The sequence below is a fragment of the Cryptosporangium aurantiacum genome (genome assembly GCF_900143005.1).
GTDB lineage: Bacteria > Actinomycetota > Actinomycetes > Mycobacteriales > Cryptosporangiaceae > Cryptosporangium > Cryptosporangium aurantiacum.
Map to the genome: position 1 here is coordinate 149960 of NZ_FRCS01000014.1, position 17563 is coordinate 167522.

Annotated in this window: 17 protein-coding genes and 1 tRNA gene; 1 reads left to right on the forward strand and 17 read right to left on the reverse strand. The window is 71.5% G+C overall.

Annotated features, from left to right (window positions below; all coding sequences use genetic code 11):
• Window positions 1-8: 8 nt before the first annotated feature.
• The 6 genes from BUB75_RS34165 to BUB75_RS34190 are packed head-to-tail and all read right to left on the reverse strand — an operon-like array spanning window position 9 to window position 7201.
• On the reverse strand, window positions 9-1778 hold the full coding sequence (locus tag BUB75_RS34165; RefSeq protein ID WP_073263127.1) for an ABC transporter ATP-binding protein: 1770 nt from the start codon (window positions 1776-1778) through the stop codon (window positions 9-11).
• Entirely contained in the window at window positions 1775-3493 is a 1719-nt protein-coding gene (locus BUB75_RS34170; protein ID WP_073263129.1) for an ABC transporter ATP-binding protein, read from the reverse strand. The genes BUB75_RS34165 and BUB75_RS34170 overlap by 4 nt, the downstream gene beginning before the upstream one ends.
• 39 nt (window positions 3494-3532) lie before the next feature.
• The gene (locus BUB75_RS34175) at window positions 3533-3757 is read right to left on the reverse strand and encodes an MbtH family protein (protein ID WP_073263131.1); all 225 of its coding nucleotides are present in this window, start codon (window positions 3755-3757) and stop codon (window positions 3533-3535) included.
• A gap of 41 nt (window positions 3758-3798) precedes the next feature.
• Window positions 3799-4833 (reverse strand): FecCD family ABC transporter permease, encoded by a 1035-nt coding sequence (locus tag BUB75_RS34180; protein WP_073263204.1) that lies wholly within the window; start codon window positions 4831-4833, stop codon window positions 3799-3801.
• Window positions 4830-5879, reverse strand: a complete 1050-nt coding sequence (locus BUB75_RS34185; RefSeq protein ID WP_073263133.1) for a FecCD family ABC transporter permease — start codon at window positions 5877-5879, stop codon at window positions 4830-4832. Before BUB75_RS34185 ends, BUB75_RS34180 begins: the two co-directional genes overlap by 4 nt.
• Window positions 5880-5884: 5 nt before the next feature.
• Window positions 5885-7201 carry a lysine N(6)-hydroxylase/L-ornithine N(5)-oxygenase family protein gene (locus tag BUB75_RS34190; protein ID WP_073263135.1) on the reverse strand — a complete coding sequence of 439 codons (1317 nt, stop codon included), beginning with the start codon at window positions 7199-7201 and terminating at the stop codon, window positions 5885-5887.
• 158 nt (window positions 7202-7359) lie between these two features.
• Between BUB75_RS34190 and BUB75_RS34195 the strand changes: the two genes are divergently transcribed.
• A complete protein-coding gene (locus BUB75_RS34195; RefSeq protein WP_073263137.1) occupies window positions 7360-8334 on the forward strand; it encodes a methionyl-tRNA formyltransferase in 975 nt (324 codons plus the stop codon).
• On the opposite strand, the gene BUB75_RS34200 is transcribed toward BUB75_RS34195, so the two are convergent.
• The 11 genes from BUB75_RS34200 to BUB75_RS34250 form a co-directional block, all read right to left on the reverse strand.
• Window positions 8286-8936, reverse strand: coding sequence for a GntR family transcriptional regulator (locus tag BUB75_RS34200; RefSeq protein WP_073263139.1), 651 nt, complete (start codon window positions 8934-8936; stop codon window positions 8286-8288). The two genes, BUB75_RS34195 and BUB75_RS34200, sit on opposite strands and share 49 nt — an antisense overlap.
• A 15-nt stretch (window positions 8937-8951) precedes the next feature.
• The gene (locus tag BUB75_RS34205; RefSeq protein ID WP_073263141.1) at window positions 8952-9716 is read right to left on the reverse strand and encodes a putative hydro-lyase; all 765 of its coding nucleotides are present in this window, start codon (window positions 9714-9716) and stop codon (window positions 8952-8954) included.
• The gene (locus tag BUB75_RS34210; protein WP_073263143.1) at window positions 9713-10483 is read right to left on the reverse strand and encodes a LamB/YcsF family protein; all 771 of its coding nucleotides are present in this window, start codon (window positions 10481-10483) and stop codon (window positions 9713-9715) included. The genes BUB75_RS34205 and BUB75_RS34210 overlap by 4 nt, the downstream gene beginning before the upstream one ends.
• Entirely contained in the window at window positions 10480-11649 is a 1170-nt protein-coding gene (locus BUB75_RS34215) for a glycosyltransferase (protein WP_143175597.1), read from the reverse strand. The genes BUB75_RS34210 and BUB75_RS34215 overlap by 4 nt, the downstream gene beginning before the upstream one ends.
• A gap of 56 nt (window positions 11650-11705) precedes the next feature.
• Window positions 11706-11777, reverse strand: a tRNA-Gln gene (locus tag BUB75_RS34220).
• A gap of 466 nt (window positions 11778-12243) precedes the next feature.
• Window positions 12244-12849: an RNA polymerase sigma factor gene (locus BUB75_RS44550; RefSeq protein WP_178380054.1), complete on the reverse strand. Its 606-nt coding sequence runs from the start codon at window positions 12847-12849 to the stop codon at window positions 12244-12246.
• Window positions 12850-12857: 8 nt separating this feature from the next.
• Window positions 12858-13823 (reverse strand): maleylpyruvate isomerase family mycothiol-dependent enzyme, encoded by a 966-nt coding sequence (locus BUB75_RS34230; protein WP_073263147.1) that lies wholly within the window; start codon window positions 13821-13823, stop codon window positions 12858-12860.
• Window positions 13824-13917: 94 nt separating this feature from the next.
• Entirely contained in the window at window positions 13918-14547 is a 630-nt protein-coding gene (locus BUB75_RS34235) for a 3'-5' exonuclease (protein ID WP_425430912.1), read from the reverse strand.
• A gap of 73 nt (window positions 14548-14620) precedes the next feature.
• Window positions 14621-15967, reverse strand: a complete 1347-nt coding sequence (locus BUB75_RS34240; protein ID WP_218617940.1) for an LLM class flavin-dependent oxidoreductase — start codon at window positions 15965-15967, stop codon at window positions 14621-14623.
• 18 nt (window positions 15968-15985) lie between these two features.
• A complete protein-coding gene (locus tag BUB75_RS34245; protein ID WP_073263149.1) occupies window positions 15986-16735 on the reverse strand; it encodes an ABC transporter ATP-binding protein in 750 nt (249 codons plus the stop codon).
• On the reverse strand, window positions 16711-17562 hold the full coding sequence (locus tag BUB75_RS34250; RefSeq protein ID WP_084742061.1) for an ABC transporter permease: 852 nt from the start codon (window positions 17560-17562) through the stop codon (window positions 16711-16713). Before BUB75_RS34250 ends, BUB75_RS34245 begins: the two co-directional genes overlap by 25 nt.
• Window position 17563: the final 1 nt, after the last annotated feature.

A 17563-nucleotide genomic window follows, 5' to 3' on the forward strand; every position in this document is an offset into this window, starting at 1 on the left:
CTGTGCGGTTACTGCACCGGTGCGGGGGTGCGGCCTTCCCAGGCCTGCCAGAGCTGCGCATAGCGGCCTCCGGCCGCCACGAGTTCGGCGTGCGTCCCGTGTTCGACGGTCCGGCCGTGTTCGAGGACGACGATCCGGTCCGCAGCCGCGGCCTGGGTGAGCCGGTGGGCGACGACGAGCGTGGTGCGGCCCGCAGTGGCCGCGGCCGCCGACTCCTCCAGATCGCGGGCGCCGGCGCTGCCGGCCTCCGCGGTGGCCTCGTCGAGGATCGCGATCGCCGGGTCGAGCAGGACGAGCCGGGCCAGCGCGAGCTGCTGGGCCTGTGCGGGCGTCAGCTCGTGTCCGCCCTCCCCCACCGCGGTGTCGAGGCCGTCCTCGAGCGCCTCCGCCCACCGCAGTGCGCCGACCGTCCGCAGCGCTGCGACCGCGTCGTCGCGGGTGGCGTCCGGCCGGGCAAGCTGCAGGTCCTCCAGCAGCGTGCCCGCGAACACGTGGGTCTCCTGACTGATGATCGCCACCTGCCGCCGCAGCTGGTCCGGCGCCAGCTCGGTGACCGGGACTCCGCCGACCAGCGCGGTTCCGCGCTCCGGACGCAGTGACCCGGCCGCGATCAGCGCGAGCGTCGACTTCCCGGCGCCGGTGGAGCCGACCAGCGCCACCCGCTCGCCCGGCTCGACCCGGAACCCGACGTCGAACAGCACCTGGTGGGCGCCGTCGTAGCTGAAGTTGATGCCGGACAGCTCCAGCGAGGCGTCGACCGGAGCTCGGTCGGAGGACGGCTCGGGCTCGGTACGCATCGTCACGACGCCGACCAGCCGGGCGAGGCTCGCGCCGCCGGCCTGGATCTGGTCGAAGCTGAATAGCAGCATGCCGATCGGGTTGAACAGCCGGTGGAACAGCACCGCGGCAGCCGAGGTCTGACCGACCGTCACCGCGCCATTCTCCACCAGCAGGAAGCCGACCACGAGGATCGCTGCCAGCCCGAAGAACTCGGCCCGGTTGACCCGGCCGACGAAGCGGGTGAACAGCGTGAAGACCGAAATCGAGACGTCACGGGCCCGCGCCGACGCGGTCTCGATCTCCCCCAGGTGACGCTGCTCCAGCCGGTAGGCGTGCACGGTCGGCAACCCCTGCGAGCTGTCGACGAGCAGCTGGCCCCGTTCGGCGATCGCTTCCCGCTCGGCCTTGTACCCGGGCGCGGACCGCGGCAGGTACCAGCGCAGCGCGAACACGTAGAGCGGCACCGCGACCGCCCCGGCCAGCCCGAGCCGCCAGTCGATCCCGGCCATCGCCGCCAGGCTCAGCACGCCGAGCAGCAGCGACGACACCATGTTCGGCACGGTCTCGGAGACCGCCTGCCCGATCGAGGCGACGTCGGCACCGACCCGGGAGAGCAGGTCGCCCTTGCCCGCCCGCTCCAACACCGGGGTGGGCAGCGTCAGCGCCCGTCCGACGACTTTCTCCCGCAGGTCGGCGAGGATCCGTCCGCACAGGCGCGCGATCAGCAGCGTCGAGAGGCCGGTCGCGAGACCGCCGAGCACCGCGGCCACCACGACGACGATCGTCACCCGGACGATGACCGAGGTCTCCGCGCCCTCCCGCACCCGGTCGACGAGGTACCCCAGGACGTACACCGGCACGACCGACGACGCCGCGGCCACCAAGCCCACGACCAGCGTCCCGAGCGCGTCCAGCCGCCGTTCGCGCAGCTCGCTCCAGAGCCAGGCGCCGGTCTTCCGAGCGCTGGCGACCGGGAGAATTTCGCGAGCGTCCGTCATCGCAACACCGTCTTCCGGTAGATCTCGTCGTCCGCGCCCAGGTCGGCGTGGGTTCCCTCGCCGACGATCCGGCCGCCGTCCAGCACGATCACGCGGTCGGTGATCGCCATCAGCGCCGGGCTGCTCGCCACCAGCACCGTGGTGTAGTTGTCGCCGCCGGAGTGGCGCAGCGTCCGGACGCCTTGCGCGATGACGTGTTCGGTCACCGAGTCCATCGCGGTCGTCGGGTCGTGCAGGACGAGGATCTGTGACCGCACCAGCAGCGCCCGGGCCAGCGCGACCCGCTGCCGCTGTCCACCGGACAGGTTCGCGCCCCGCTCGACGATGACGTGCTCCAGGCCCTCCGGGTGCGCCGAGATGACCTCGTCCGCGGCGGAGCTGCGCAGCACGTCCTCGAAGAGCTCCCGGTCGTGGTCGCCTGCCCCGGCCAGCACGTTCTGCTCGATCGAACCGCCGAACAGGTCGGACTTGTGCGGCTGGACCAGCAACGCGGCCCGGACGACGTCGCGTTCGATCTCGTGCAGCGGGTGACCGCCGACCCGGATCGAACCCTCGTACTCCTCGGGCGCGACCCGCCCGGAGAGGATCTTCACCAGCGCCTCGCCGTCGGCGGGCTGGGTGGCGACGATGCCGACCACTTCACCAGGTTCGATCCGTAGGTCCAGCCCGTCGAGCGGACCGAACCGCAGCCCGGCCAGCTCGACCCGGACCGGTCCGTCGGCCAGCGGACGGTCGGCCGGGGGCAGCAGCGGCTCGGCGTCCAGGACCATCGCGACCCGGTTCGCGGACGCGCGGGCCTCGGCCACCCAGCTCGGGACGATCGCGAGCAGCGTGAACGGTTCGATCAGGAACTGCGCGAGGCCGATCACCGTGATCAGCTGCCCGACCGTGATCTGGCCGGTCAGCGCGAAATATCCGGCGAGGATCGCAACACCGCACGCCAGCAGCGTCGACAGCGTCGTCGAGGCGGTCAGGTAACCACCCTGGGTACGCGCGGCCCGCAGCTGCGCGCGCAGCGAGAGCTGGCTGACCCGGTGGTACCGGTCGGACGCCGCCCGCTCGGCACCGATGCCCCGCAGCGGGCGGACGCCGCTGACCAGGTCGGTGGCGAGCGACGTCGCCTTGCCGGCGAGTTCCTGCTGGCTGGCGACCCGCTTGGTGATCAGCGGTGAGCTGAGCTGCAGGCCGACCAGGACGATCGGCGTCCCGATCAGCACCAGCAACCCGAGCGGGACGTCGATCACGAACAGCGCGACCGCGGCCACGACCGTCGCGACGATCGAGCCGAAGATCCGGGGGATGTAGTCGAGCAGGTAGGACGTGTTGTCGGCGTCCGAGGTGGAGACCGTGAGCAGCTCACCCGCGGGAAGATCGGTCCGGATGCCACGCGGGTCGAGGATCTTGCCCGACAACTCCATCCGCAGCTGGTGGGCCTCCCAGGCGATCGCCAACATCAGCTGCCGCGCGCCGAAGCGGTAGACCAGCGTCAGCACCGTGAACAGACCGGCGAGCACGGCCACCCAGAAACCCAGGCTGCTTCGGTCGCCGGTGGCCACCGCGCGGTCGATGATGACGCCGATCAGGATCGGCACCAGCGTCTCGCACGTCTGGTGCGCGCCGATCAGCAACGACCCGACCGTCAACCGGCGCCCGTTCCGCGTCACCGCGCGAATCAGGACCCGGCTCCCGCCGGGCCCACTGCTAGCCGAACCCATCACATCCCCTTCGTCCACCCCGGCGTGAAACAGACCGCGCTACGCGCGGGACATGCTCTCCCGCAAGCTGCGCGGCCGCAGGTCGGTCCAGTTGGCCTCGACGTAGGCCAGGGCGTCGGCCCGGCTCGCGCCGCCGTCCGCACCGAACACGACCCGCCATCCGGCGGGTACCGCGGCGAACGTCGGCCAGAGCGAGTGCTGGTCCTCGTCGTTGACCAGCACGCTGAACCGGCCGTTCTCGTCGTCGAAGGGGTTACTCGACATGATGATGCATCTCCTCCCGGTAGGAAATTCCGCCACGGTGGTCACTGGGTGCGTGCGGCGCGCGCGAGCATCCAGGCGAAGTACGCCCCGCCGACGGTCACCGTGACCACGCCGACGGGAAGTTGGATCGGGGCGAACACGTGCTGTGCCACCCAGTCACTGACGATCAGCAGCAGCGCTCCCATCGCGGCGGCGGGCGTGAGCGCGATCCCGGCCGAGCCGGTCAGGCGGCGGGCCAGCTGGGGTGAAGCCAGCGCGACGAACGCGATCGGCCCGGCGGCCGCGGTCGCGACCGCGATCAGTGCGACGCCGAGCGCGAGGTAGGTGAGTCGGGCGCGCTCCACCTGGACGCCGAGGCCGGTGGCGATCTCGTCGCCCATCTCCAGGAGCTGGAGCCGCGGACCGCCGATCGCGAGCAGCGTCACCAGCAGCGCGAGCAGCCCGAGCACCGGCGGGACCTGCGTCCAGTCCAGCCCGTTCAGGCTTCCCTGGCCCCAGATCGTGGCCGCGTACGCGGCCTGCAGGTCGACCTTGATGATGAACCACTGGTTGATCGACGTCAGGATCGCGCTGATCGCGATGCCGACGATGATCAGCCGGAATCCCTGGACGCCGCGGCGGTAGGCGAGCAGGTACACGGTCAGCGTGGTGGCCAGACAACCGACGAGAGCGCCGGCCGCTACCAGGAAGTACGCGTTGCCGATGAAGACCGTGACGACGAGGACGCCGGTGAACGCACCGGTGGTGAAGCCGATGATGTCCGGGCTGCCGAGCGGGTTGCGGGTCAGCGCCTGGAAGATCGCGCCGGACAACCCCAGCGCCGCGCCGATCGCCAGCGCGAGCAGCACCCGCGGCAACCGCAGGTCGAGCACCACCAGCTCGGCAATCGTCGAGCCCTGCCCCACCAGCGCCGCCAGCACCTCACCCGGCGAGAGCACGACGTCCCCGGTGCCCAGCGACACCACGGCGACCGCGAACGCGAGAACGGCGAGCGTGGCGACGACGAGGAGGGTCCGCACCCGATAGCGCAGCGAGAACGACCGCCCGGGGCGGATGGCGACGAACGGCAGCGTCACGGCCCGCTCACCACCTTGCGGGTCCGGATCCACCAGATCAGGACCGGCGCGCCGATGAACGCGGTGACGATCCCGACCCGTAGCTCGCCGGGGCGGACGATCAGCCGGCCGACGATGTCGGCGACGAGGATCACGATCGGCCCGACGAGGACCGTGAAGCCGAGGATCCAGCGCTGGTCGGTGCCGACGACCCAGCGGGCCAGGTGCGGGACGACCAGGCCGAGGAACCAGATCGGCCCGACGGCCGCGGTCCCGCCACCGGCCAGCAGCATGATCGCCAGTAGCGCGACGAACCGCGTCCGGGCGAGGTTGACGCCCAGCGCTTTGGCCATGTCGTCGCCGAGCGAGACCGCGTTCAGCGACCGCGCGACCGCGACCGCGAGCAGCGTCCCGACGACGATGAACGGCGCCGCCGCGGCCGCGACGTCCAGCGATCGCCCGGCCAGCGACCCGACGTCCCAAAATCGCAGGTAGTCGAACGCCCGCGGCTTGATCAGCCGGACGCCTTGCGACGCGCCTTCCAGCACCGCCCCGAGCGCCACCCCGGCCAGCGTCAGCTGGATCGGCGTGGGGGCGCCCCGCCCGGCCGACCCGAGCACGTAGACCCCGATCAGCGCGACCGCGACCCCGATGAACGCGAACCACACGTACGACCAGTAGCTGGTGAAGCCCAGGAACCCGATCGCGATCACCACGAACAGCGCCGCCCCGGAGTTGATGCCGAGGATCTGGGTGTCGGCGAGCGGGTTGCGGGTCACCGCCTGGATCACCGCGCCGCAGACCGCGAAGGCCACCCCGACGAGGAGACCCAGCACCGTCCGCGGCACCCGCAGGTCCCGGACGATCGACTGGTCGTCGGTGCCGGCGTAGTGGAACAACGCGTCCCAGACCGTGCCGGGGCTGACGTTGCGGGTGCCCAGCAGGAGGCTCAGCGCGCACACGACTACCAGGAGTAACAGCGCGCCCAGCAGCACGCCGCCGCGGCGAAGGTTCGCCGCGGCGGTTGCGCTGGTGGCCCGGGGAGGCTGGTCGACCAGTGTGGCCACGTTGCTCAGGCGGCCATCAGTACTGTGGCGGCGCGGTGTTGGAGCACCGAGTCGAGCACCTCGCCCACTCGGACCGCCGTGTTCGACAGCAGCGCGGACGAGATCCCGTGCGTGTGCTCGGTGCCGCCCTGCAGGTAGACGCCGCAGCGCAGCCGGGGGTCGGTGACCGCCCGGTAGTCGCGCCCGACCTGCGGGCGGCCCTGCGCGTCGCGCAGGCAGAGGTCACCGAGTTCGCCGAGCACCGCGTACGGGTCGGCCTCGTGGTACCCGGTCGCGAACACGACGACGTCCGCGTCGAGCGCCGTGCGTTCGCCGCTGACCAGCGACTGCAGCGTGACCGCGAGCCCGTCCGGGCGCTCCTCGACCGACGTCGTCCGGGTGAGGTTGAGCAGGCGCAGCCGCTCCCGGCCGAGCACCTTCTCGCGGTAGGTCCGGCGGTAGAGCTCCTGGATCAGGTCGATGTCCACCACGGAGTAGTTCGTGTTGCCGTGGTAGGCCATCATCGCCTGCTTGACGTCGTCCGGAGCGTCGAAGTACTCGTCGACCGCGCCCGGGTCGAAGATCCGGTTGGCGAACGAGCTGTCGTCGGCGGGCGAGTAGCCGTAGCGCGAGATCACCGCGCAGACCTCGGCAGCCGGGAACTGCTCGTGCAGGAACGCGACGGCCTCGGCGGCGCTCTGACCGGCGCCGACGACGACGAGCCTGCGCGGATCGGTGCCGCGGATCGAGCCGACGTTGCGCAGCAGGTCGCTGGAGTGCCAGACCCGGGCCGACTGCTGCACGCCCGCGGGCATCCGCGGGCGCAGGCCGGTGCCGATGACGAGGTTGCGGGCCCGGTGGGTGACGATCGCACCGGCGCTGCGCGCGACGACGTCCACTTCGCTCACGTCGCCGTTCTCATCGGTCACCGGGAGCACCGAGATCACCTCGGTGTCGTAGCTGACCTGGTCGGAGACCTGCTCGGCGGCCCAGCTGAAGTAGTCGTGGAACTCCACGCGCAGCGGGAAGAGCGTCTTGTGGTTGATGAAGTCGACCAGGCGGTCCTGGTCGTGCAGGTACCGCAGGAAGCTGAACTCGCTGGTCGGGTTCCGCAGCGTCACCAGGTCCTTGAGAAAGGACACCTGCATCGTGGCGTCTTCCAACAGCATGCCGCGGTGCCAGCCGAACTCCGGCTGCCGCTCGAGGAATCTTGTCGCGACCGTCCCCAGCGGACCCCGCTCCGGGTCGTGAGGGCGAGCGTTGTGCTCCGCTACCGCGATCGCCATCGCCAGGTTGGAAGGGCCGAAGCCGATTCCGACGAGATCGAGCCCGAGCTCAGTCATGTCCGTTCCCCTCGCACGGCGGGACCACAGGTGACTCCCGCAACTTAGGTCAGCCTAACCTAAGTTTCCGCGCGGGCCTACCCTCGGTCAGTTAGGCGAGCCTTGCTTAAGATAGCCCAACCGAGGGTGTGGTTTCGAGGTTGTAACCAGGAGGACGCATGAGGGTCGTTATGTTCGGCTACCAAACCTGGGGGCATCGGACCCTCCGGGCCCTGCTGGACTCCGACCACGACGTCGTCGGAGTCGTGACCCATCACCCGGGCGGCGGTGTCTACGAGCGAGTGTGGTCCGATTCGGTCGCTGACCTGGCCGAATCCGCCGGCGTGCCGGTCCTGTTACGGGACCGTCCGGACGACGACGAGCTGTACGAAACGCTGCGTTCGCTGGCTCCAGACGTCATCGTCGCGAACAACTGGCGCACCTGGATTCCCCCGCGCATCTTCGAACTCCCCCGCCTCGGCACGCTCAACATCCACGATGCACTGCTGCCGGCCTACGCCGGCTTCTCCCCGCTGATCTGGGCGTTGATCAACGGTGAGACCGAGGTCGGCGTCACTGCCCACCTGATGGACGCGACGCTGGACGCCGGCCCGATCGTGGCGCAGCGGGCGATCCCGGTGGGTCCGAAGGACACCGCGACCGACCTCTTCCACGCGACGCTCGACCTGATCGAGCCCATCCTGCTGGACGCGCTGACCGAGCTGGGCAGCGGCCGCACGGACTTCCCCGCGCAGGACCGCACGAAGGCCAGCTTCTTCCACAAGCGCTCCGAAGAGGACATCCGGATCGACTGGACCTGGTCGGCCGAGGAGCTGGAGCGGCTGGTGCGCGCGCAGTCCGCACCGTACCCGGCGGCGTTCTGCTACCACGGCGCCGAGCGGCTGGAGATCCTCGCCGCCGACGTGTCGGCCGCGGTGTACGGCGGCACGCCGGGGCGGATCTTCTACCGCGAGGGCGACGGGGTGGCGATCGTGGCCGGCGCCGACGCCCGCCGGGGACGCAACCGGGCGCTGCTGGTGCGGACGGTGCGGACGTCCGAGGGCAAGGAGCTGCCCGCCCTCGAGTACTTCACGCGGATGGGCGGCTACCTGACGAGCGCGCCGAGGACCACCCGCTCGGAGTCCAGCAAGTAGTCCCGCAGCCGGTCCGCGGCGCCGGCGGCGTCCCCCGCCTCGTACAGCGCGACGATCTCGGCGTTGAGCGGGACGAACGGCCGGTGCAGCGCCGCCGTGTCGGAGGCCGCGACGAACGCCAGGCGGAGCTCGGCGGTCAGCTGCTTCATCCAGGCGTTCAGCCGCGGGCTGTCGGCCAGCGCGATGATCTGCTCGTGGAACCGCATGTTCGCGGTGCCGACCGCGCTCCAGTCGCCTGCGGCGGCGTGGCGCTCAGCGTCGTCCACAGCGGTACGAAGGCCCGCCACCCGGGGCGGGTCGGTCGGCGCCTGCCGCAGCGCGGTGCATTCGAGCAGGACCCGCACCCGGTAGATGTCGGCGATCTGCGCGGGCGACAGCGTCGCGACGAACACGCCGCGGTGCGGGACGCGGACCAGGAGACCCTCCTCGATCAGCGTGCTGAACGCTTCGCGCAGCGTGTTGCGGGACACGCCGAGCGGCCCGGTCCAGGAGGTCTCCGACAGCCGGGTGCCCGGCGCGAGCTGCCCGGCGGTGACCCGTTCCCGCAGGTCGGCCACCGCGCGGGCAGCCGAGCCGAGCACCGGCTCCGAAACGGTCGTCATGGCGTCAGTGAACCATCAGACCTGGTAGCGGCTGTCCGGGGTGTCGGTGACGAACATGTGCCCCGGGGCGTGCGTCACCGCGTACGGGACCTTCGACGCCACCACGGCGGCCTGCGGTGTGACCCCGCAGGCCCAGAACACCGGGATTTCGCCGGGACGCACGTCGACCGGATCGCCGTAGTCGGGGCGGGCGAGGTCCGGGATGCCCAGCGCGTCGGGGTCACCGACGTGCACCGGCGCGCCGTGCACGGCCGGGTAGCGTCCGCTGATCCGGACCGCGTCGGACACCCGGTCGGCCGGGATCGGCCGCATCGAGACGACGAGTGGCCCCCCGAGCCGCCCGGCCGGGCGGCACTCCCGGTTCGTCCGGTACATCGGGACGTTGGACCCCGCGGCGATGTGGCGGACCTCGATGCCGGCCGCGAGCAGGCCCGACTCGAACGTGAAGCTGCACCCGATCAGGAACGCGACCAGGTCGTCCCGCCAGGCCGCGGTCGCGTCCGGTGCCTCCTCGACCAGGGCGCCGTCCCGCCAGACGCGGTAGAGCGGCAGGTCGGTGCGCAGGTCGGCGTCCGGAGCGAGCACGGTGGACGGCACGCCCGGGTCGGAGACGTCGAGCACCGGGCACGGCTGCGGGTTGCGCTGCGCGTAGAGCAGCATGTCCCAGGCCCAGTCACGGGGCAGCGCGATCAGGTTCACCTGGGTGACGCCCGGCGCGAGACCGGCGGTGGGGCGGACCAGCCCGGCGCGGAACTGCTCCCGGAGCGCCGCGGTGTTCACTCCTCCGCTCCGGCGAACGGCGCGAGCGTCACCCCCGCGCGCACCAGCGCACCCCGCACCGCTTCGGCCATCGCGATCGCGCCCGGCGAGTCCCCGTGGACGCACAGCGAATCCGCGCGGACCGGCACCACCGTGCCGTCCACCGCGACGATCTCACCGCGTTCCACCAGCCGCACCATCCGCTCGGCGACCTCGGCGGGGTCTTGCAGCAGCGCGCCGGGCTCGCCGCGCGGCACCAGCGTTCCGGCGGGGGTGTAACCGCGGTCGACGAACGCCTCGCTGACCGTGCGCAGCCCCGCCTTCTCCGCCAGCCGCAGGAACACCGAACCGGGCAGGCCGAGCACGGGCAGCGCCGGGTCGTACCGGCCGACCGCCTCCACGACCGCCGCCGCCTGCTCCTCGTGGTGGACGATCGTGTTGTAGAGCGCGCCGTGCGGCTTCACGTAACGGATGGCGCCACCGGCGACCCTGGCCAGCCCGTCCAGCGCCCCGAGCTGGTAGAGCACGTCCGCGACCAGGTCCGCGTGGGCGTAGTCGATGAACCGGCGACCGAAGCCCGGCAGGTCGCGGTAACCGACCTGGGCGCCGATCACGACACCGGCCGCGACCGCCCGCGCGCAGGTCTCCAGGAGCGTTCTCGGATCCCCCGCGTGGAACCCGCAGGCCACGTTCGCGCTGGTGACGACGTCGAGCATCGCGGCGTCGTCACCGAGGCGCCAGGTGCCGAAGCTCTCGCCCAGGTCGCTGTTGAGATCGATGTGCGTCATCGCGTCAGCATCTCCAGGACCGCGTCGGGGGCGGGCAGCGCGGCGATCTCGTCGCGGGCCTCGTGGGCGGCGGCGGTGAGCGCCGGATCGTCGAGCAGCCGGCGGGCCGCCTCTTCGACGGCGTCCGCGGTCAGCTCCGGGGGCGGGAGCACCAGCGCGACACCCGCGCGCTCCGCCGCCGCGCCGTTGACGAACTGGTCGGCGCCCTGCGGCAGGATCAGGTGCGGCAGCCCGTGGCAGAGCGCCGCGACGATCGTCCCGGCGCCGCCCTGCGTGACCAGCCCGGCGCAGCGCGGCAGCAGCAACGCGTGCGGCGCGAAGTCCGCGACCAGGACCTGTGGCGGCTGCGGGCCGAGACGGCCCGGATCGGTTCCCGGCCCGACCGTGACCAGGACGTTCACCGGCAGGCGCCGCAGCCCGGCCAGCGCGGTTTCGAACACCCCGGTCGCCCCGTGGAACAGCGTCCCGAGCGTCAGGTGCAGCGTCCGGTCGTAGGGCAGAGCGTCCAACTGCTCCGCGGTCCACGGCAGCGTCTCGTCCGGACCCGCGGGTTCTCCGGCCTCTGGCCGGAGCGGCAACCGGTTGCGGAACGCAGCGACCGCGTCCGACTGCAGCAACGGCGGGTTGTTGTCCAGATACGGACGCTCGACGATGGCCTTCTCCAGCCCCGGGACGTCCCAGTCGGCGCAGAGCGCACCGAAGCGGGCGCCGAACCACTCCCACGCCTCGGCGGGCAGCGGACCCAGGCCGTGCACCGCGTGCCGGGCGCCGGTGCGCTCCGCCGCGATCGCGCCGGCCAGCTCGGTGATCGGGTGGATGACCAGGTCCGGCCGCCACTGCTCGGCCAGCGGCACCAGGGCCGCGGCCCGCTGCGGCGCGGCGGCACCGAACATCCCCCGGATCACGGTCGGCATTCGCTGGTCCGGCGGCAGCGCTCCGAGGTCGGGCGGGTCGGCGCGGAACGCCGCGTCCGCCTCCGCGCGGCTCGGCCCGACGTCCCAGACCGCGATCCCCCGCCGCGACGCCTCGGCAGCGCCCTCCGCGCCCGACGCGAGGACGACGTCGTGCCCGGCGCGCTGGGCGGCCCGGAGCAGCGGCAGCAGCGGAAGGAGGTGTCCGTGCGCCGGCCAGGTGCTGAACAGGATCCGCATCGCTCGGTCCGTCACGGGATCAGTCTCTCAACCGTGCCGTTGTGACGGGCGCATTCGGCGGCCCAGCCTTGCTGCGGGCGGAGGACTCGAACCTCCATCAACCGGTCCAGAGCCGGTCGTGCTGCCGATTGCACCAGCCCGCACTGTTCGTTCATCTGCGTTCGTCGAGGGCCGCGTTCGTCCGGGCCGTGTTCCCGGGGCCCCGTTCCGGGAACACGGCCGGTGGCCGGCGGAGGTAGCGGATCCGCCGGCCGGGACCAGCGCGAGCCGGCCGCGCCGGGGATGCAACGGCCCCGGCGGCATTCCCGGGTGATGAGCCCGGTCGCTCAGCGCTGGTCGCAGCCGCCGTTCGCGCGAGACGCGCGGCTGCGGCGACTGCTGTGCTCGTGGACGAGAGAACCGCCCGGTACCAGGGCGGCGAGGGACGGCGGGGTACTACCCGCGGATCATCCCTGCTGTCGACGGAAGTGGATCGGCGATGTCATGCGGGATCTCCTTCCGTGCGGTGGTTCGTGCTGCTGCTGACAGGTACCGAGAGTACGAGCGATGCCGCTGCTCACCAACCCAATTTCGGTGCGCGCCCGGCGTCCGAACTCGCGCCTGGCTGTCTCAGCCGGGGACCGGATCTGCGTCGGGGTGGCCGTCGTCCGTGACCCGGCGCGCCAGCCGTTGTAAACCGGCCCGCAGCCGCCACTTGGCCGTGCCCTCCGGGATGCCCAGGCGGGCCGAGATCTCCCCCGCCGTCAGCCCGTCGTGGTAGGCGAGCAGGATCGCTGTCCGCTGGGCGTCGGGCAATGTGTCGACGGCCGTCCGCACGGTCGCGACCAGGTCCGACGTCAGCACCGCCTCGTCCGGCGGCGTGGGACCCGGCGGGACGGCGCTGTACGCGGCGGTGGTCAGCCGCTGCCGACTCTCGGCCGCGCGGACCGCGTCGATCGCGCGGCGGCGAGCCAGCATCGTCAACCAGGTCCGTACCGATCCCCGCTCCGGCTGGTACGCGCCCGGGTTCGTCCACATCGAGACGAACACGTCCTGCGTCACTTCCTCCGCAGCCGCCCGATCACGCAACAGGCTGACCGCAACGACGTGGACCAGTTCGGCGTACCGGTCGTAGAGCTCGGCGAAGGCCGCCTCGTCGGCGGCCTGCACGCGCTCGTAGAGCAACTGATCGGTTTCGGCAGCCAGAATCCCGTTTCCCTCCGGTGCGAGGGGCACGTCGCGACTCACTCGCAGCCGAGCGTCGAGACGACGCGCAGAAGGTCCGCCGCGAGCCCCGGATCGCCCTCGACCTGCCTGCGTAGCGTCGCGGGCGTGCGGCGGTTGCCCATCAGCGCGCAGAACTCCGCGGTCTCGATCGTCACGACGGCGTCCGGCGCACCGGACCGGTCCGAGTATCCGCCCCGGGCCCCGCCGGCCGGCACGATCGCTACCCGATGCTCGCCGCCGTCGGTGAAACGCAGGTCGACGGTGCGGCCCGGCCGGTCGACGCCGACGAGCGCGAACGCCCACGGCAGCAGATCGACGCCGAGCGTCGCGATCCGGTTGGCGAGCGGCGCCGGCACGCTTCGCTCCGGTGTTCCCAGTGCCGCGCTGATGTCCGCGGCGTGCACCCACGTCTCGAACGCCCGCTGGACCAGCGCGTCAGCGTAGGTGCGGCGCGGGAACCGAGAATCGGTCAGCCGGACGAGCTGGGTCGGGTGGGCGGCGAGCAACGCGTCGGCCTGAGCGCGCCAGCGCCGCGGCGCGGGGTCGTTGCGGTCGGCGTCCGTATCCAGATGCAGCTGGGTCCCCAGCCGCGCGTCGTTGGCCGTCAGGTGCACGACGAGGTCCCGGACGGACAGCCCGGCCCTCGTCGGGAGCTGCCAACCGTCCGGCGCGAGCGTGCTCAGCACGGCCTCGAGGGCCACTACCTCGCTCCGGTACCAGCCGGCAGCGTCCGGGGCGGGCGGCGCCGGTGGGCGGACCATCCGGGCGACGTCGAAGATGCGGCTGCGGAGGGCCGGCGACACCGCAGGGCGCGGCGCCCCCGCGGGCAGCGCGGCCACCACGGCGCTGACCTCATCGACTTCGCTGCGACACTCCGCACAGCCGTCGAGATGGACCTCGACGGCTCGCGCCTCGTCGGGTTCGCAAATGCCCAGCGCCCATGCGCCGAGTGCCGCAGCGAACCGGTCATGTTCGGTGACCACAGCAGACGTCCTCCTGCCGGCGATCGTACCCCCGGACGCCATGCGAGGTCGGCGACCGCGTCCACTTCTCCCGGGTAGGGGGCGCCCGCCTTTCTCATGGCTCCGCGCGCGCCGCAGATTGCTGTTCGGACGTCGCGGAAACAGCTTGCCCGGCGCCGACGGCCGGCCAGTGGTCGCGCCGCGCCAGGTTGAGGATCAACGCCGCGATGTTCCACGCGTCGTCCTCACCCCGGTGATGCCGGCCTTCGAGCGGTAGGCCCGCGATCTCCAATGCCTTGGCCATCCCGGGACGCTTGCGCAGCCCGTAGGCCTCGGTGAAGACGACTTTGGCGTTGATGTGGTGCCGGCCGAACGGATAGGGGGTCGCGGGGGCCCGGCACTGGCGGAGGAACTGGTTGCGGTCGTAGTCGCCCCAGCTCGCCCACGGCCGCCGCCCGGAGTGATGCTCGGACTCCAGCAGGCGGCAGGCCGCAGCGAAATCGAGACCGGTGTCGACTTCCTCCTGGGTCAGGCCGGTGAGCTCGGTGCAGAACGCGCTGACCCGCGATCGTGTCGGCCGAACGAGGATGCGGTGCCGTTCCACGCGTTGCGCGGACTCCAGATCCACCACGGCCAAGCCGATCTCCACGATCTCGCTGACCGATCCGGCAGGCGGTTGCCCCGACCAGCACGTGGCCTCGATGTCAACGACGTTCAGCAGCTGATCGGTGGACACCGCCGCCACGCTAGAGGGCCTCGGCGGCTCACGCAGCTGGATATCCGGCCTTGACCGGCACCTCCGCAGGCCCCCGACGCGCTCAGCCCGCGCCGGGCTGCCCGGCCGTCACCCTCTCGTACTGGTTGGCCGGTCGAGGCAGGCCGTAGTGCTCGCGCAAGGTACGCCCGGCGTACTCGCGGCGGAACAGGCCCCGCTCCTGCAGGATCGGAACGACATGGTCGACGAACTCCTCCAGGCCGGAGGGGAGCGCGGCACCCATGATGTTGAAACCGTCGGCCGCGCCGTTCTCGAACCACTCCTGGATCACGTCGGCGGCCTGCTCGTAGGTGCCGACGAAGGTGAAGTGGCCGCGGCCGCCGCCGAGCCTGCCGATCAGCTCGCGCACGGTGAGACGCTCCCGGCGTGCCAGCGCGACCACCAGTTTCGATCGGCTCTGCGCGCCCTCGATGGTGTCGCTGTCGGGGATGCTGTCGGGCAGCTGTTCGTCGAGTTTCAGGATCTCCTGCGGGACCTCCAGCACCGCGGCGAGCTGTCGCAGGCCGTACTCGGGAACGATGAGGTCCTCCAGCAGCTGCGCCTTGGCCTGCGCTTGCGCTTCGGTCGCGGCGAGGATCGGCACGATGCCCGGCAGGATGATCACCGAGGCCGGATCGCGTCCGGCCGCGACGGCGCGGGACTTGAGGTCGGCGTAGAAGCCCTGCGCGTCGGCGAGAGTCTGGTGTGCGGTGAACACCGCGTCGGCGTAGCGGGCGGCGAAGTCCTTGCCGTCTTCGGACGAGCCGGCCTGGACGAGCAGCGGGTGCCCCTGGGGCGGTCGTGGCACGTTCAGGGCCCCGGCCACCCGGTAGTACTTGCCGACGTATTCGGGGTTGTGGACCCGGGCGGGGTCGATGTAGCGGCCGGTCGCCTTGTCCGCCTGGCGGGCGTCGTCGTCCCAGCTGTCCCAGAGTTTGCGGGAGACCTCGACGAACTCCTCGGCTCGCTGGTACCGGTCGGAGTGGTCGGGCTGGTCCTCGAGACCGAAGTTGCGGGCCGCGTCGGCCCCGGCCGTGGTGACGATGTTCCAGCCGGCGCGGCCGCCGCTGGCGTGGTCCAGCGAGGCGAACCGCCGGGCCAGGTTGTAGGGCTCGTTGTAGGTCGTGGACGCGGTGGCGATCAGCCCGATGTGGGTGGTGGCGGTGGCCAGGATCGTCAGCAGGATCGTCGGCTCTAGCTGCCCGGCCGGACGGAACTCCACGCCCTGCCAGAGCACCGGGCCGTCAGCGAGGAAGAGGGAGTTGAGCTTGCCCCGTTCGGCGATGCGCGCGAGCCGGATCCAGTGATCGACGTCGACGTCGGCGTAGGGGTCGCTCTCGGGCAGCCGCCAGGCGGCCTCGTGGTGCCCGGAGCTCATCAGGAAGGCGTTCAGGTGCAGTTGGCGTGACACTGGGTCTCGGGATCCTTTCTAGGACGCGCGCTGCTGGGCTCCGGCGTCGACGCCAAGGGCGTCGAGCAGCAGCGTCCGATAGCCGGCGAGCTTGTGGTCGCCGTACGCGCGGGGATGCGGTAGGTCGACGGTGATGTCGACACCGATGCGTCCGTCCTGCAGGACGAGGATCCGGTCGGCCAGCACGATCGCCTCGTCGACGTCGTGGGTGACCAGGAGGACGGCAGGCTGGTGGCGTTCGCACAGCTCGCGGAGCAGGGCGTGCATCTTGATGCGGGTGAGCGCGTCGAGCGCGCCGAAGGGTTCGTCGGCGAGCAGCAGTTCGGGCTCGCGGACGAGGGAGCGGGCCAGCGCCGCGCGTTGCGCCTCGCCGCCGGACAGCTCGGTGGGCCAGGCCCGTTCGCGTCCGGCCAGCCCGACTTCGGCCAGCGCTTCGCGCGCCTTGGCCTTGGCGTCCGCCCTCCCTTCGACCCCGAGGACGACGTTCGGCAGGATCCGTTTCCACGGCAGCAGACGCGAGTCCTGGAACACGACCGAGACCCGCTCGGGGGTCCGGATCACACCGGTGCCGGTCACGTCGTGATCAAGGCCGGCGAGCGCGCGCAGCAGCGTGCTCTTCCCGGAACCGCTCTTGCCGAGCAGCGCCACGAACTGGCCGGGCTGGATGTCCAGGTCGACACCGTCGAGGACGGCACGTTCACCGAACGCGCGGGTGAGCCCGGCGATGTGGACGGTCGGCGCCGTCAGTTGCTGATCGTGCGTCGCCATGACAGCACCCGCCTCTCCAGAATTCGTACGAGTGCGTCCGAGACGAATCCGAAGATTCCGTAGACCGCGAGTCCGACGACGATGACAGCGGTCTGGCCGTAGTTCGTGGCCTGGAACATCATGAAGCCCAGCCCGCTGGTGGCGTTGATCTGCTCGAGGACGACCAGTCCGAGCCACGAGTAGGTGACGCCCAGCCGGAGCCCGACGAAGAAGCCGGGCAGTGCGCCGGGAAGCACGACGTGCCTGATGAACTGCAGTTTGTTCAACCGGCTGACTTCCGCCAGTTCGACGAAACGCAGGTCGATGCCGGTCAGCGCGGCGTGCAGGTTCAGGTAGATCGGGATGTAGACGATGATCGCGATGATGGCGACCTTGAACGTCTCGCCGATGCCCAGCCAGACGATGAACAGCGGGATCAGCCCGAGCGTGGGGATCGCGCGGTTGATCTGCACCGAGCCGTCGATGAGCGCGTCACCGACGCGGGACAGGCCGGCCAGCAGCGCGAGTCCGACGCCGATGCTCAGCCCGAGCAGGAAGCCTTTCGCCGCGCGCTGAAGCGACGTCAGGATGTCCTCTCCGAGCGTGCCGGTCGTCCACAGCTCCCAGGCGGTCTCGGCGACCGTCCATGGTGCGGGCAGCGTGCGCGGGTCCAGCTGACCCGTCGCCGACGCGACGGCCCAGATGCCGACGATCACGATCGGCCCCAGGAGCCGGGCGCCGGGAAGGTTCTTGCGGACGCTCAGCCGTCGCCGTTTCGGCCGCCTCACGACCGGCGGTGATTCCGGAGCAATCGTGGCCGCGAGCGGAAGCGTGGATGCTTCGGTCATG

Coding starts and splice junctions, on each gene's coding strand:
- BUB75_RS34200 (WP_073263139.1), bottom strand. CDS start 8,936: ATGACGACCGTTTCGGAGCCGGTGCTCGGCTCGGCTGCCCGCGCGGTG.
- BUB75_RS34170 (WP_073263129.1), bottom strand. CDS start 3,493: ATGGGTTCGGCTAGCAGTGGGCCCGGCGGGAGCCGGGTCCTGATTCGC.
- BUB75_RS34245 (WP_073263149.1), bottom strand. CDS start 16,735: ATGGCGACGCACGATCAGCAACTGACGGCGCCGACCGTCCACATCGCC.
- BUB75_RS34195 (WP_073263137.1), top strand. CDS start 7,360: ATGAGGGTCGTTATGTTCGGCTACCAAACCTGGGGGCATCGGACCCTC.
- BUB75_RS34175 (WP_073263131.1), bottom strand. CDS start 3,757: ATGTCGAGTAACCCCTTCGACGACGAGAACGGCCGGTTCAGCGTGCTG.
- BUB75_RS34190 (WP_073263135.1), bottom strand. CDS start 7,201: ATGACTGAGCTCGGGCTCGATCTCGTCGGAATCGGCTTCGGCCCTTCC.
- BUB75_RS34250 (WP_084742061.1), bottom strand. CDS start 17,562: ATGACCGAAGCATCCACGCTTCCGCTCGCGGCCACGATTGCTCCGGAA.
- BUB75_RS34210 (WP_073263143.1), bottom strand. CDS start 10,483: ATGACGCACATCGATCTCAACAGCGACCTGGGCGAGAGCTTCGGCACC.
- BUB75_RS34165 (WP_073263127.1), bottom strand. CDS start 1,778: ATGACGGACGCTCGCGAAATTCTCCCGGTCGCCAGCGCTCGGAAGACC.